The following is a 15,226-nucleotide window of genomic DNA, read 5'->3' as shown; positions in this document are numbered from 1 at the left end:
CATATTCATAAAAAATGGTTGAGTTACATAAAAGGCAGTCACTCATTCACAAGTAGGATTTAGAGCTAAACCTTTCTGGTACATTGGAACTTGCTACTTTTAATTAATGGAAAAAAATAGAAGGGAAGGGAATAACTTTCAAGGGGCATTGCTCGTGCAAAACGCTTCTTTCGCCTGGTGTACGTAGTCAGATAGAATTGGACAAGTGAAAGCAAAAATCAGCAGGGGAGAGGGAGCTAATTTTCAACAGGCACTACTTGTGCAAAATGCATCCTGAGCTTAGCATAAGTGAATTATTTTCCTAGCGAAACGGAATAAAAAGAGTGTTTTAAAAATTATTTTTTCGGACCTATTTCAGACCTGTGGTATATAACTCATTGACTGACAGTGTACTGTCGACTGCCTTCTAAGCAGTAGGTCTTTGGTTCGAATCCAAACGGAATCACTCTCAAAACCGCTTAATTTCGCAAATTTGGCGGTTTTCTGTTTTCTAAATTTTGCTGTATCCAATAAACTGAGCTTTTTGGAGGATGTTTTTTTTAATCGAAAAGGGGTGTTTTTGCCCGTTTGGCTATTAACTTTTAAAAACGGTCATTTCTTCTTCAAAAGCATTATCGACACAACTTATTTATCTGAAGTTCCTATCCTTTTAATCTCTTGTGTATTTACCATTAGCAACTTTTTAGTATTAGTAGTGTTGTGCAACCAGCACACTAACTATTCCGGTCAGCGGGCCACCAATGCTAAAGGCTGATGCTTCGAGCCTCGCCGCCGTATAGTCATGTTCATTAGTTGCTACTAAGAGAAAGACAATGGAGAATCTTGGCATAGGTTGTGAGATTACTCAAGATAGATTGAATCAAGTCTTAACAGAGTTGTTTCCGAGCCTGAATTTCTACTATTGGGAGATGGAGAAGGACAAGACAGTGCTTGGAGAAGCTGTTTTATTTACGTTACTGCATAACAAAAGCGAATTTCCAATAAAGCTTGACCTGTACGGGTTTCCAAAGGAAGATGTAGGAGAACGGGAGCAATACATTGCAAAGCAACTTTCTATTCGATTAGCTTGCCGAACCATTGTACCATACCAAGAAGAGGATTCAACTTACCCTTACCACTGTGTAATTTTTGACAAAGACCGAAGTTACTTGGCTAACGATAACCTAACTCTGTAGGCTGATGACGAAGGAGGAGAGGTAAAAATTATTAAACCGATACAATTGAAGCAATATCAGTTTGATTCAAAAGGAAAAATGAAGAACAGCAGCTAACACCCTGCAAATGATAACCGTGGCATACCAACGCATTACCTTACCACAAGCCAACGGTATACAGTTGCAGTTGATCCGTTAATTGCCATTAACCGGAGAAAAAAGGGAAAAGGCTTTTATTGATTTAGAGCCAAACGACTAGCGCAGCGTAGTCGGTCAGATGAGTAGGCCGAAGCGCAAAACGGCTTTTGCAAGCTGAAGGCAAACTCAGGCTGACTAAGCTTTCAAGGAAAGCAGATTGGCTCTAAAACGAATAAAGATTGGTATTTATTGTGTAGCCTGGCTTGGTGGCCGCTGTTTTTTTCTCCGGCCGTCTTTGGCAGGGGATTGAAAGGAAGAAGGAGCCAAAGACTTTACTTTTCCTGCTTTTTGGGGCTTGCTGCGTCAATGGGAGATTGAATCGACAACAAGCCCTGCGCACCGGTAGGCTCACACACAGGGCTTACTCACCGAAAGGCCAGGGCTGGAACAAGAAGGAAAACAACAGGCAACTAACACCGGTAACTGTTGCACAACTCAGGCTCAGTAATTTAATGTTTTGGAGTTTAAGGCTGCTAGTCCGCTTAATTCGCTCCCATCTTGGATAGATAGTAAACTTAGACAAAGCCTATTTAGTAAAAAAATAAAGGGCTGTAGGGGAGAAATGGCGGCCTTAGCAATATTCATGGTGTATCTGGCTGTGAAGCGGATATATTTTTTAAGGTTGAAAGCAATGGCGGCCATCAGCATACATTTATGGGCACCCTTTTGGCCGCGAGTATTCACTTTTCTCATACCTAAAAAATTAAGTAGGGTTCCAAGAACCGGTTCAACCTTGCTCTGCCTGAGCTTTTTCATATATTGACCTTTAGAAGAAAGCTGTCTAAAGTAAGCGCGTTGATAGTGAGCTTGATAATAGGTTATATCAAATTTTTTCTCTCTGGATTTTCCTAAACAAGTTTGCTTAAGAGGGCACACTTTACAATCCTTACGGGAAGCTCTATAGGATTTTTTCCAATATCCTTCTCTATCTGCATAAATACGGCTGAGAGGTAAAAGCTTGCCTTGTGGACAAATGTAACAGTCATGCCCTTGATTATAGCTGAATCCTTCTCTTTCCATTTGAAACAGACCATGTACAGGAATATAACCGATAAGATCTTGCCGCTCTAGAAAAGCATAATTTTCTCCAGAACTATAGCCAGTGTCAGCTATGACGTAATGCATGTTAAGGCTTTGTGTTTGCAGACGAGCTTTGGTTTGCTTGACGATATCTTGTAAGTAACGGCTATCTTTTTTATCAGCTAAATCTGCCTGTATATGTGTAATAACACCCTTAGCTGCATCTACACACAGACTAGCTAAATAACAAAGCTGTCGAGGTTTGCCCACTTTTACGGCTATTTTTGCATCCGGGTCTGTGGGTGAATAGTGGGTAAGATTACTTAAGTAGCGAGATCGCTCTATAGCTCCAGGCCTTCTCTTTTGTTTTTCCCGCCAGTTAGTATGGCGAGCGTTCAACTCAACTAATTTGTATTGGTTTGCTTCCAAAGCTCGCTGTTCTAGTCGGCTTCTGTCTGCTTTGCTTTTCCGATAAGGAGTTTGCAAGGCTATAGATGGATGATCTGCCATTTCTTGCTTGACAAGCAAGCTATCTAGAGAAGTATTGGCTTTGACAAAAGCAGAATCAATACATTGCTTTCTTCCACCCACCATTCCTTTTTCTACACAAAGAGCAAATACCTTATCAAAGAGTTGTTCGAAGACTTCTTTACCTAATAGCTGCCTAGTGCGGGATAAAGTACTGTGGTAAGGAAGAGGTTCGTCCAAATCATAGCCTAGGAAGTAGAGAATATCCAATCGCATGGAACAGTGCTCCAACAGTTTCCGGTCAGAAGAAATATTTTCCAAATGCGCTACCAGCATAAACTTGAAGAAGACCACAGGATCTATACTTTTCTGTCCACACTTGCCATAGTAAGCAGCCGTTAGACCATATAGAAAATCCAGATCAAGTAGATCTTTAAGCTTTCGGTAGAAGTTGTGAGGGGGAACTCGCTCGGATAGCTTAAAGCTCAGGCGAGTCTTTTCTAAGAATCGTTTCCGGCCTTGCATGTATAAGCAAATTTGTCTCACTAAGATACTACTGTTTTGCCTGTCCTTGATTTACTATTGCCTACTTTTTTGTATTATTAGAGAGTTGTGCAACAAGCACATCAAGTATAAAACGACCAGTGGCCCGCCAACGCTGAAACTCAAGCATGAGGGCACACCGTCGTTTAGCGTGACCAGTTATAGGTGCAAACAAACGTCCCAATTAGGATACATGCCCTGTTAAGTACCTTTTTGTGAATAATAGCAATAAAGTAAGTAGCGTAAACTTGTACCCAAAATCAAAGTACCTTTTATTTGGTAGCATTGAGTAAAGGGTACAAAAGCCAATACCTGTAGTTACCCAAAAGGCAGTTAAATTGAACCTTTCCATCAGGAGGGTATACTATCTTTTTTGATGGCCCATTATGGGTAGTTTAGAAAATAAACAGCTCTTGTTAGGAGATACTATCTATTTATTTTTAGTTTATAGGTTTTACCTGTCAAGGATAGTAGGACAACCATTCATCCCGAAAGTATTCATTCTTGAGCAAATTCTTTCTAGTTTCGGCTTTCTTTGCTTTCATTGGCCATGTATTATAAAGTATTGACACCCCATCCGGATTTACGTTCCTATATTGGCTGCTACTGGATATTAAAAACGGATGCTACCCCTACATCTGGCGAGGAGATTATTATTCCCGATGGATATGCTGAAATCATTCTTAATCTAGGTACGGCTTATAGCTGGAAATCTACCAACTATCAGAGCGCATCTATAATCAAAGACACACATATTGTAGGCCAGCGGGATGCATCAGTTAGTGTAAAGCTTCCTTCATATCTGTATCAAATAGGTATAAAAATAAAGCCTCAGGCTATGCACTGTCTGCTTAATCTTCCTGCCACTCATCTCTCAAACCGTTTGATTCATACAACTGACCTCTCTGATGCTAGTTTCACCCACCTGGCCGATAAGTTGTTTGCTGCCGCAACGGAGCATGAGCAAAAGCAATGGTTAGATGCCTATTTTCATCACAAATTAAAAAGCCCTCTAGCAACTGATGCTATTACCGGATATTCCATACAATATATTACTGCCCGCAACGGATTGGCCCGCATGGATGAGCTGAAGAACACCTTGGGCATTGATTACCGTACCCTGGAACGCAGGTTTAAGACAACCGTGGGCCTTACCCCAAAAGAGTTTGCCAGAGTCATCCGTTTCAAAAATGTATATAAAGCCTTCCGTAATAATCAAGCAAAAGACAAAGCTTACTTTCTGGACTGGGGCTATTATGACCAGAGCCATTATATTAAAGAATTTAAATATTTTATGGGCAACACCCCAACTGCCTACCAGCTAGGGGGAGGGGCCATGTCAGATGCCATATTGAGAAAAGGGCTGGAAAAGGCAACCCTATAAGCCCTCCAAAAATATTTCAATTTTTGCTCTTTCAGCATGAAAAGTCTCCCTCTGCCGAAAATTTACAATACACTCTTTTCGCTTCTGCTTTCCTTTGTGAGGTCACTGGAACAAATCCGGCTGTTAACATGTATTTCCTCACTTTAATTACCAATGATTATATCAGTAAATGGCAAAGCATACCATATAGAAGCAGATCCGCAAATGCCGCTGCTCTGGGCAATACGGGATTATGTAAAATTAAAAGGCACTAAATACGGTTGTGGGTTGGGGCAATGCGGAGCCTGTACGGTTCACATGAATGGGAAGGCAGTACGTTCCTGCACAATTCCTTTGTCTGCTGTCGGGCAGAAAGAAATAACCACCATTGAAGGGTTGAGTACTGATGGCAAACATCCCCTGCAGCAATCCTGGCAATCCTGCAATGTACCCCAGTGTGGCTTCTGCCAGGCCGGCCAGATCATGACGGCAGCCGCTTTATTAAAAACGAACCCAAGCCCATCGGAAGAAGAGGTAAAGGAAGCCATGAATGGCAATCTGTGCCGCTGCGGCACGTATTTAAGAATCCGCAAGGCCGTATTGCAGGCTGCGCAATCTGCTGAATCCAAGTCCAATTAAGCCATGAAGAGAAGAAATTTTATGAAAGCTTCTGCTCTGGTGGGTGGAGGTTTGTTGTTGCATTTTAACGGTTTTTCGGCTAGTGCTACTAAGGGGGCAAAACCATTAGCAGATGATGTGCCAAAGGGTGTTCCGGTAAATGCTTTTTTGAAGATTAATCCCCAGAACGAGGTGTATTTCCGGGTTACCAAGCACGAAATGGGCCAGGGCGTAGCCACCGGCCTGGCCATGATCCTTGCCGAAGAACTAGATGTGGACTGGCAGAAAGTAAACCTGGAGTTTGCCGATGCCGACCTGCAAACCTACCAATCCAAAGGTGGCCATGGCACCGGAGGAAGTACCACCATAAAAGATATGTGGCCTATTCTGCAGCAAATGGGAGCTGCTACCCGAAACATGCTCATGCAAACCGCTGCCCAGCACTGGCAGGTTGATTTTAAAGAGATAAATACCGATAAGGGAGAATTGATTAATAAGAAAGATGGCGCCCGGCTAACCTACGGAGAGATTGCTCATAAAGCAAGCAGATACAAAGCACCGGAAAACTTAGCCCCTAAAGCCAGTGCCCTTTACCGCATTGTTGGCAATCCATTAATGAACAAGATTATTCCGGATGTAGTAAAGGGCACTTACCAGTATGGAATGGATGTAGAAGTGCCGGGAATGCTGTATGCCTTAATCGTTAGGTGTCCGGTGTTTAGGGGAAAACTAAAAAAGTATGATGCTTCCAAAACCATGGCTGTAAGAGGCGTGAAAAAAGTGCTGTCTACGGCAAAAATTGGCGGCATAAGTGGGGGCATGCCTTACCACATACGCGAAGGTGTAGCTGTACTGGCTAATTCCTTCTGGGCCGCAAAAAAAGGAGCCGATCAACTGATAGTAGAATGGGAGGAGGGCCAGAACGCCAAACAATCCATAGAAGACCTGGAAGCACACATGCATCAGGAAAGCTTACAGGAAAGTCAGCCGACAGGCTATATCGGTAATCCTGATGCCTTTGCCAATGTAGCAGACATTAATTACATAATCAGTGCCGAGTATGTTTACCCCTACCAGTTGCATGCACCTATGGAAACGCTTAACTGTACAGCCTGCTATACAAACAATGCCTGCGAGATATGGCTGGGGACCCAGAGCCCCAATTACATTGCCGGGGAGGTAAATAAGCTGTTAGGCATTCCCAGAGAAAATATTACCATACACCTGCTTCCCTCGGGCGGTGGTTTTGGCAGAAGATACTACCCGGACGTAGCCATAGAGGCCATCTATTTATCTAAAGAAGCGGGTGGTGTTCCTGTAAAGCTGATGTACACCCGCGAGCAGGATTTTGGCCAGAATATGGTGCATCCCTATTCCTTTACCCGTTACCAGGCTGGGATAAACGATGCAAAGCAAGTAGCTGCCTGGTATATCAAAGAAATGAGAACCTATACCTGGGGAGCTACTTTTCCATACCGGCCTGAGCTTCCCTGGATCGGGTATAGTATTCCTAATATCCGGTTTGATTTTAAACACATAGAAGCAGAAAGCCTGTTGCAGTCTTGCGCATGGCGGGCCGTACTGGCCAATGGCTGGGCTTTCGGGCAGGAGTGTTTCCTGGATGAAGTGGCGTATAATCTCAAAAAAGACCCCTATGAGTTCAGAAAAGAATTGCTGGAGGAAGATAAGGAAACCGATATTGGCCATTCTTACAAGATAAGTACCAAACGGCTGCGGCAGGTAATGGACCTGGCTGTAAGCAAAACCGACTGGAGGGCGCAGAAGCAGAAGGGGAAAGGCAGAGGGTTATCTGTTTATCCCTACATGCATGGCAATAGTTACTGTGCTATAGTGGCAGAAGTAATCGTAACCAAAGGAAACTTAGCCATAGAAAGAATCATCTGTGCCGTAGATTGTGGCAAATTAATCAACCCTGATCTGGTAAAGAGCCAGATAGAAGGCGGTATACTCTGGGGCGTGTCGGCACTACTCTATGGAGGTGTGGAAATAAAGAAAGGAAGAGTGTTGCAAACGAATTTTCATCAGAACAAAATTATGCGTCATGCCGAGTGTCCACAGATAGAAGTATATTTTGTAGAGTCTGATGAAGGGCCTTACGGTGTGGGTGAACTCTCGCCACCGGCAGCGGTGCCAGCCATAGTAAATGCCTATTTCCAGGCAACCGGCAAACGGATACGAAAGCTACCTATTCATAGGGAGGGAAACCTGTAGAAATCATAAAAAGGCAAGGACCTATACTTAAATTGAGCTAAAAAAAACACCGGCTAAGAGTATAGGAAACCACCGTGCGACATGTAAGGGAAATATCAGCCGGGCAATTCTTGCAGGTAAAGGGCGGAGTTTTAATCTGTCAATTTCCCATTTGTCAATAAACGACCAAGTATTTTCCATAGGATTAGCAATAGAATAATAAGGCAGTTAACAGGAAAAGGTAAGCACTCAAAATTAAGAGGTGGATAGTATACCCAAAAGTTATTGACGGTCACTAAAACGCCCGCTTTTGATCTTGTAAAGGCACTCGAATGCCATAGGGAAGCTTTGTGAAGAAAGACAGATTATCTCCATTCCTAATCATTGTATCCTCCAACTGTTCATCAATTTATAAAACAAATATTGTAAGGTTATGCTAAACAAGTCTTTCATGCTACTTTTTATGATTGTCATCTTTTCATCCTGTTCAAACGAGGATGAAGGAGAAAAAATGGCTGAGCTTTCCGGCAAAATCAAAGGCATGGGGAAGCAGCCCGGTGAGCCCGAAGGTCCTCCGTTTGTTGTGCCCCCATGGTTTCAGATTGAAGAAATCAGGGGTTCGAGTCTTGCCGAACCTGAAGCCAATTCATGCATTTTTGATGGCACAGGTGAGTGGATGGTACTGAACGTAAAGTTTCGAAATACCGAAGATGAAGAAAAGCTTTTAACGATTCCGGCTGGTACGATCATCTGGCCAATAGGTGATGTATTAGTGTCTACTGCTCACCTCTACCAAGGAGGAATCATTATTGAAAAAATTGTTGTTAAAGTTCCACCAACACCTTCTGGTAGTGGTGGATGTAACATTAAGTTACTTGCATACTGTATCAATAAAAGTAAAGAATTTTCTGATCCTGAGATGGTTTACAAATTTGGCAATATCTCTAACGCGCCCCAGATTAGAAACTTTTTAAAATTAGTTGAAAAGAAAAAACTGGCTTATTCTGCTTTTGATGGTTCTGAGCCCACAGCTTTTAGTTACGGGGAAATTACGCGCGAGATTCAGGAAATAATCTGGAACATTACTGATAAAGATGGGCTGGAGAAGGAGGATATCGAATATTTGGAAAAATTGCCAAATAAATAAACCATTAGATGTAGCGCTCGGGTATAGCCATGCCATTGATGCAGGACCTATTTTAAAGCTTAAGTAAGGCTTGAACTTAAAGCAGGCATAAAGACCTTGGTAAAGCGTAAAGAATGGGCTGCAAATAGTCCGCCGACGAAGGGTTGTTAGGTGAGCTGCTGATATAAAAGGCGGCTGCTCATAAGTATATTTTTCAGACAGCCACTTTTTATTTCTGCCAAAATTTAAACTATGAAAAGGCTCCAATGAACTTTGAAAGTTAGGGGTTGGACTTGCTATAACATAGTGGACAGGATAATAAGTATCAATAATAAGCTTGTTTAGAACTTCAATTGAAGGATCAGGAAAGGGGAGCAAACAGTTACTTTGATTGTATTTATCCCTTGCATGTTTCTAGACATTTTGCCCAATTTCGTTTGCTCACAAACAAGTAATAGCTATAGGAATCTTCTTCAGGTTACTTAGCTATGTGGTTAACATGAAAGGAAAGTTAATCAGCGCTAATATAAACTCAGACAACTTACTCTATTAACCATCTATTTCTTAGTCATGAAACGAAAGCTTCTACTATTACTTCTCCTCCCCTTAGCTGAGTTATTGGTTTTTACCACCTGTGATAATTGTGCATCTATACTTCCCTACTTTGACTTTAGACAAGTGGATATAGATGCCATCAACTCAAGGGGGATAGAAGTGACTAGCTTCTCAAAGAATGATAGCATACGTCTAAAACTTACGTATAGGGGCATTCACACGGCCATCCATCAAGCTCAGCCGGTATATTTATTTTTTCCTTCAGCTTATGCCAAATGTTCGCCTGAAGGTGATGAGGGTTTTAAGTATCCTATTGAAGCCATTGACATCTATAGTAAAGAAGGCTATTTTACAGCAAGTACAGACAGGGAAAAGTTAACTGATAGCGCCTTGTTTGGGTTACCTCATGATCCTAACAAAAAATACAGTGTTCAAGCCTTTATTGATTATGTAAAGAAAAACAATAGCTATCTTATGACACGAGGTATACATATATATCTTCCTCCTCCATCCACGCTTACCAATCAACTGAGCTTCATTATTGAAATTAGAAAATCGGATGGCAGTCTTGTCAGAAGTGAAACAGGGATAATTAATCTAGAGTAAATAATGGTTCTAAGACGCTGTTTGAATGACCTATGTATTTCACTTCTTCCAACATTAGCAACTTGGAAACAGGCATTGGCAGTCTATGTTTTGCATTCATAGTCTTTAGCACTTCAACCTATGTTAATACTCCAAGTATGGATCTGATATTGCTTTAGTAACAGGTCTGGACAGCTCTACAATCCGCCCTCCTGGATGGATAGCTACTTTTTTGTAGTGATAGCCCTTTTACCATATTTCATGCTTCAGCATCTAGGTAGTTTAAAAAAGGGGAGTATAAAGCGACTTCAAGCTAGTTATGCGATTGTCGGATTAGCCTGCCAGTACATCTTTGCATGAATATTACTTCACACCTAATAAAAGAGGAAGGGATACTAAAATAACAGAACGCATGCGAGGCTTATCGAATCGATTCTATATTTCATACAAATCAGCTTTTACCACATTGCCTGCTGCTTTTCTGCCCTCAGCCGGACTATCGTAGACAATGAGCAGGTGTCTTTGATCAAAAATAGTCATTCCTTCTGCTTTATCCTTTCCTGAATTTATATCACAACCATGAGGTATTGTAAATAATTTATCGAGCTCTTCACTTCCCACAAGTGCTTCCTTCTGTTGATGTACGCCGTTTATCCACCGGAATACAGCAATCTCTCCATCTAAATCCATGGTAGGTCCGGCAAGAATCAATAGATCCTCTTCTAGAATAGCTAATTCACGGATGCCCATTCCTCCTAAATGCAGGAAATGTTTTTTATATAGCTTCCCATCTGCCTGTTCTTTTAAAGCAAAATAACCGTATTCTGTATTTACTACTTCTACTTCCAGGATGGCAGCCCAGCCCCTAAGCACCGGTCCCCGCAAACCAATGTATAGTTTCTCTCCCTTGATTGCCAGACCTTCAATATCAAAGCCATTATCCTTTCCTGGAATTTCCATAAAAGCTTTAAAATGGCTATCCTCTTTCAATACTTGCATCAACTGATTGGTCTCTTGCCAGCCAACTAGTTGAGCTGCAGTTAATACAGTTTCAGGTTCAGTTGGATGCACACAAGATCTACAAAGCTGGTATTCGCCTGTCTGTGGGTTGTGCAATAAAGGAATCCGTGCAAGGATATACCGGTTAGCATCGGCTTCTACTTTCGCTAATTTCTGGAGTTGCTTTTCTACATTATCTGATTCTTGCTTCGGCTTTTTTCTTTTCAGGCTATGTGAGCCAACCAGCCATAAATACTGCCCATGAAAACACAACCCTTCGATATCTATTTCACAGCCATCACCAGCAGGCAACTGGATATAATCCAGCAAACAAAAAGATTGGTGTTGAGAAAAATGACCATTTTCATCGATCTTCACTCTTTCCAGACCAATACTTTCATCGCAGGCTAGCCACAAATAATTTCCGGAACGTTCCACGGATGATAAGCCATCTCGTACATCTTTGCCTTTTGAATAATTTTTTACGTTATCATCAAATCGGAGTAGTACATGTTTTGTAAACATTGTATCTGCAGGTTAAATACATTTTATTTTTCAGGTGTGTTCAAGCAATTGATAATATGATACGTATGATAGATAAACCGGTTCAATAAAATGGCAAATACTCCTTTGTTGGCATGGATTAATGCGTAGCAGCAAGCTATTGCCGAGGCTCAAGTAGAAAAGGTAAAGCAAATGAGGTTATTTTGCCTCCCTTATCTTGGAAAATTTCCTTGATATTCATTCCATACCGGCAATGTGGCTTCTGCCTATAAACTTGTCGTATATAGGGGAAGTGGTGGAACATAAAAGGTAAGCTTTTGCAAAAAAAATCAATTGTGAGTTCTTTACACCTAGTAAATAAAAGTAAAAAACCAGTATAGATTTATGGCTAATAAACTTCCCTTTTGGCGTCCTAAATAATAGTACGTATGTATTACTTGCAAAATTAGCTAGGATAAGCTTTAGGGTGGAAGCTTACTGTTTCCTACTATATTGTCCTTTTTAAGCGGAATTCCACAAGGTGAGAAGCAATGTAAAATAGCTTTAATCTAGATTTAAAAATTGAGAGCAGGATTCGCTTACCGGAGTGAAAGTATTAAATAACCCTGAATGCGAATTGCGGCATCTGCCAAATTTCTTATCGGCCGAGATCCAGTACAGACAATGGGTGCAGAGTTCTTGTGAGTTCATGATACTTATGCCTTGTAGATTTTCTATAACCACATAGCAAGCATTACAAACAACATTCATCGGGTCTTTGCCCCAGGCATGCGTTGAGTGGCCACATTTATAACAGGGAGAGGCTTGTGTCATAACTGCCAAGATAGTCAATCCTTGGGATACTCCCTTTGTATCTTTCATGCGCCTGTTAGTGGAGAGGTGCCTGAGAGAAAATTGTTTGCTGAAAAGACTCCAAAGCTTTGTCTTGCTTCACACCTTACGTTTTTATTGACCTAACTTAGCAAGGCTTTAAGCTTAGAGTAATCCATGCTTCATAGTCAGAGAGATGAGGGCTGCTGTGTTTGCTACTTCAAATTTTGTGAGCAGATTTCTGCGATGGCTGATTACAGTCGTGATGCTTACAAAAAGTTTATCTGCTATTTCCTGATTAGTCAGTCCGGAAGCTATCATGCTTAACACTTCTTTTTCTCTGCGGGTAAGCCTGGGAAGGTTAGCTGAAACTGGTGCAGGACCTTGCAACAAGGTGTCCATGAGTTCTGGGCCTAGGTATTTTTTATTAGTTGTGGCCGCATAAATTGCCTCAAGTAGTTCTTCTTTGGTAGCATTCTTCAGCACATATCCATTTGCACCATTCTTCATCATTTGGCTGATATAGTCATATTGATTAAAATTACTTAGTGCCAGTACTTTTACATTTGAGAAGGCTTCTTTAATCTGTTTGCATAATTCTATACCATTGATATCGGGAAGGTTAATGTCAGAGATTACCACATCTACAGGAATTTTGTAGAGTAAATTCAATCCATCCTGTCCATTTAAAGCGTACCCTGCCACTACTATATCCGCCACACTAGCTAGTGTACTTCTAAGACCTTCAATCATCATAGGATGATCCTCAATCAGGAGAACTTTTATTTTTTCCATTTACGTGAATTCTACCCTCTTTATATAAGTAAAACGTGCTGCTACTCCTAATTATACAGAAACTATAGACTTTTGGAGGTAGAAGTCTATCGTGATAGTGGTGCCTATGCCAGCAGTACTTTGTATGTCCAGTTGGCCACCTAGGTATTGTATGCGTGAGCGGATGTTCTTTAGCCCGATACCTGTATTAGTTTGGCTAAGGTTAAAACCTTTTCCATTGTCTTCCAATGTCAAGCTTACTTGATCCCCGGTCCGTATCAATTGCACAAGTACTTCGGTGGCCTCTGCATGTTTAACCACGTTATTGAGTGACTCTTGTACTACCCGGTAGAGAATAACTTCCGTCTCCTCATCTAGGCGGTCTTCCATACCAAAGGCCTGAATGTCTATGGCAAGGGATGCTGAATTACTTAGATCATGGCAATACTCCTGTAAGGCCCGGATTAGCCCAAAACGTACCAAGGCTTCAGGCATCATATGATGTGCGACCCTCCGTAATTCGGTTATGGTAGTGTTTAACTGTTGCAAGGCTCTGGAAAAATCGCTGCTCTCCTGATCCGTTAATGTTAGATTACTTTTTATCTCACCAAACAATAATTTAATGCCTGATAACATACCTCCTAATCCATCATGTAGGTCTTTGGCTAAACGGCTGCGTTCTGCCTCCTGGCCTTGCAGCATGGCATGCACGGCTAGTAGTTGCTGAACTTGCTCAAGTTCTCTTATGCGTTGCTCCTGAAGCTTGTGTGTCTGATGCAGAATGGTTTTCTGATTACGTGTGTTGCGGTAAAACAACAATCCGAAAGCTAAAAGTGATAAAGTCGTACCAATAAATATACTGACCATCATGTTTTTCTGCCGGATGGTTAACTCGCTAATTTGTTTCTCCTTCTCTAACTGCTTGATTTTATTTTCTTTCTGGGCGGTGGCATATTTAGTTTCCAGTTCCTGTAAATTCTGCCGCAGGCTTGCATTCAGAATGGCTTTTTCCAGCGAATCTCCTTCTGCCTTTAACATATCATAAGCATCCAGATTGCCCAGAGCCAGTTCAATTTGAGCTAGTTGTACAAGCTTCTTTCCCAGTTCATCTCTTAACTGGTGAACCCGGCACAAGGCTACGGCTTGGCTAGCAAATCGTTTGGCTTTCAAATAGTTCTTTTCATGCAGATAAGCCCAGGCTAAGCTCCCCAAAGAAAGAGCTTCTCCTTCTATATCAGATAGTGTTTTAGATAATTCTAAGGCTTGAGTGGCCAATAGTATTACTTTCTTATATTGTCTTTGCGCTAGGTAGATATCTGCCGTGTTGACTAGGGCTGTTTTTTGTAAGTACAGACTGTTTATTTGCTTGGCAATCATATATCCTTCATCCGTTACTTTTAGTGCCTGAGTATAGTTTTTCATTTTAGTAAACACGACCCCATTATTTATCTGAGCAGAGGCTTCTCCATACAAGTTCCCTTGTTTTCTGGCAAGCCGGATAGCCCTGTCCCCATAGGCTAGACCTTTGTCATACTCTTCCAGGGTTTGTCCATATAGGGCACAAAGGTTGGCATAAAGAATATACAAACCTGTATCAAAGCTCAATTCTTCAAAAATGGGTATTGCTTTCAGGTAATACTGCAAACAGGTTTCAAACTGGGCTTTATATTGATGACTCACTGCAACATTTACGTATGATTTTGCCAGTTGCAGTTTTAGATCATTTTTGCTCGCAATATCTACTGCCAACAAATTCAGGGCTAAAGCCTGATCATATTTACCCTGATAGTTTAACAATTGGGTGTAGTTGGCAATGTAGCTGATTTGTCCTGCCGGATAGTCTAGTTTTTTACTCAGTTCACCAGCCTGCTCATAATAATACAGGGCAGAGTCTGGTTGGTCTCCCTCATACTGCTGTCCTATCTCAATGTATAACCCTACCTTGCTGGTATCTTCGGGATGAATAAATAATTGTCGTTTTAGGCTATCTAAGGCTATACTTTCATGCTGGCAGAAAGAAGGAAAGCATATTCCTGATAATACTACCCCTAAGCAGAGCCATACATAAGAGTGAATTCGGGGATTCATTTGCTCTAAGTTTTTTACAAGTTTTTTAAAAATTTTGACTCTTACAATCAAAATGAAAAAATCCATAAAAAGGAGGATTTTATGTCTCCTCATAAAGGAGGAGGAAAAAATCCTCCTTTTTATGGATTGATTTGGATAAGAAAACTGAGCAACTTTGAATATAGCTGAATCGACAATTGGGCTTGGCAAGGTGTTTTTCATGTACTTCTT

General features: G+C 41.4%; 10 protein-coding genes. 5 read left to right on the top strand and 5 right to left on the bottom strand.

From position 1 onward, the window contains the following. Positions 1 to 1,793: 1,793 nt before the first annotated feature. Positions 1,794 to 3,365: an IS1182 family transposase gene (locus tag Q0590_RS25675; protein WP_302040494.1), complete on the bottom strand. Its 1,572-nt coding sequence runs from the start codon at positions 3,363 to 3,365 to the stop codon at positions 1,794 to 1,796. A gap of 568 nt (positions 3,366 to 3,933) precedes the next feature. On the opposite strand from Q0590_RS25675, the gene Q0590_RS25670 reads away from it, so the two are divergent. The 5 genes from Q0590_RS25670 to Q0590_RS25650 all read left to right on the top strand — a co-directional run bounded on the left by Q0590_RS25670 (position 3,934) and on the right by Q0590_RS25650 (position 9,862). Next, positions 3,934 to 4,767 (top strand): AraC family transcriptional regulator, encoded by an 834-nt coding sequence (locus tag Q0590_RS25670; protein ID WP_302040493.1) that lies wholly within the window; start codon positions 3,934 to 3,936, stop codon positions 4,765 to 4,767. A 153-nt stretch (positions 4,768 to 4,920) separates the two neighbouring features. Next, a complete protein-coding gene (locus Q0590_RS25665; RefSeq protein WP_302040492.1) occupies positions 4,921 to 5,385 on the top strand; it encodes a (2Fe-2S)-binding protein in 465 nt (154 codons plus the stop codon). 3 nt (positions 5,386 to 5,388) lie between these two features. Further along, a complete protein-coding gene (locus Q0590_RS25660) occupies positions 5,389 to 7,596 on the top strand; it encodes a xanthine dehydrogenase family protein molybdopterin-binding subunit (RefSeq protein ID WP_302040491.1) in 2,208 nt (735 codons plus the stop codon). A gap of 442 nt (positions 7,597 to 8,038) precedes the next feature. Continuing rightward, a complete protein-coding gene (locus Q0590_RS25655; RefSeq protein WP_302040490.1) occupies positions 8,039 to 8,722 on the top strand; it encodes a hypothetical protein in 684 nt (227 codons plus the stop codon). A gap of 549 nt (positions 8,723 to 9,271) precedes the next feature. After that, positions 9,272 to 9,862 carry a hypothetical protein gene (locus Q0590_RS25650; protein WP_302040489.1) on the top strand — a complete coding sequence of 197 codons (591 nt, stop codon included), beginning with the start codon at positions 9,272 to 9,274 and terminating at the stop codon, positions 9,860 to 9,862. 414 nt (positions 9,863 to 10,276) lie between these two features. On the opposite strand, the gene Q0590_RS25645 is transcribed toward Q0590_RS25650, so the two are convergent. From Q0590_RS25645 to Q0590_RS25630, 4 genes are all read right to left on the bottom strand, one after another. Further along, on the bottom strand, positions 10,277 to 11,365 hold the full coding sequence (locus Q0590_RS25645; RefSeq protein WP_302040488.1) for a DUF3616 domain-containing protein: 1,089 nt from the start codon (positions 11,363 to 11,365) through the stop codon (positions 10,277 to 10,279). Between the two features lie 522 nt (positions 11,366 to 11,887). Then, positions 11,888 to 12,205, bottom strand: a complete 318-nt coding sequence (locus Q0590_RS25640) for a hypothetical protein (RefSeq protein ID WP_302040487.1) — start codon at positions 12,203 to 12,205, stop codon at positions 11,888 to 11,890. 114 nt (positions 12,206 to 12,319) lie between these two features. After that, on the bottom strand, positions 12,320 to 12,949 hold the full coding sequence (locus Q0590_RS25635) for a response regulator (RefSeq protein ID WP_302040486.1): 630 nt from the start codon (positions 12,947 to 12,949) through the stop codon (positions 12,320 to 12,322). Between the two features lie 51 nt (positions 12,950 to 13,000). Continuing rightward, the gene (locus tag Q0590_RS25630) at positions 13,001 to 15,016 is read right to left on the bottom strand and encodes a tetratricopeptide repeat-containing sensor histidine kinase (protein ID WP_302040485.1); all 2,016 of its coding nucleotides are present in this window, start codon (positions 15,014 to 15,016) and stop codon (positions 13,001 to 13,003) included. Positions 15,017 to 15,226 lie beyond the last annotated feature (210 nt).

It is taken from the genome of Rhodocytophaga aerolata (assembly GCF_030503435.1).
Classification (GTDB): domain Bacteria; phylum Bacteroidota; class Bacteroidia; order Cytophagales; family 172606-1; genus Rhodocytophaga; species Rhodocytophaga aerolata.
This window is presented reverse-complemented; position numbering and strand designations above follow the sequence as displayed.

Bases quoted from the DNA above. Each gene is read 5' to 3' on its own strand.
- Q0590_RS25675 (WP_302040494.1), bottom strand. From the start codon at position 3,365: ATGCAAGGCCGGAAACGATTCTTAGAAAAGACTCGCCTGAGCTTTAAG.
- Q0590_RS25670 (WP_302040493.1), top strand. From the start codon at position 3,934: ATGTATTATAAAGTATTGACACCCCATCCGGATTTACGTTCCTATATT.
- Q0590_RS25665 (WP_302040492.1), top strand. From the start codon at position 4,921: ATGATTATATCAGTAAATGGCAAAGCATACCATATAGAAGCAGATCCG.
- Q0590_RS25660 (WP_302040491.1), top strand. From the start codon at position 5,389: ATGAAGAGAAGAAATTTTATGAAAGCTTCTGCTCTGGTGGGTGGAGGT.
- Q0590_RS25655 (WP_302040490.1), top strand. From the start codon at position 8,039: ATGATTGTCATCTTTTCATCCTGTTCAAACGAGGATGAAGGAGAAAAA.
- Q0590_RS25650 (WP_302040489.1), top strand. From the start codon at position 9,272: ATGAAACGAAAGCTTCTACTATTACTTCTCCTCCCCTTAGCTGAGTTA.
- Q0590_RS25645 (WP_302040488.1), bottom strand. From the start codon at position 11,365: ATGTTTACAAAACATGTACTACTCCGATTTGATGATAACGTAAAAAAT.
- Q0590_RS25640 (WP_302040487.1), bottom strand. From the start codon at position 12,205: ATGAAAGATACAAAGGGAGTATCCCAAGGATTGACTATCTTGGCAGTT.
- Q0590_RS25635 (WP_302040486.1), bottom strand. From the start codon at position 12,949: ATGGAAAAAATAAAAGTTCTCCTGATTGAGGATCATCCTATGATGATT.
- Q0590_RS25630 (WP_302040485.1), bottom strand. From the start codon at position 15,016: ATGAATCCCCGAATTCACTCTTATGTATGGCTCTGCTTAGGGGTAGTA.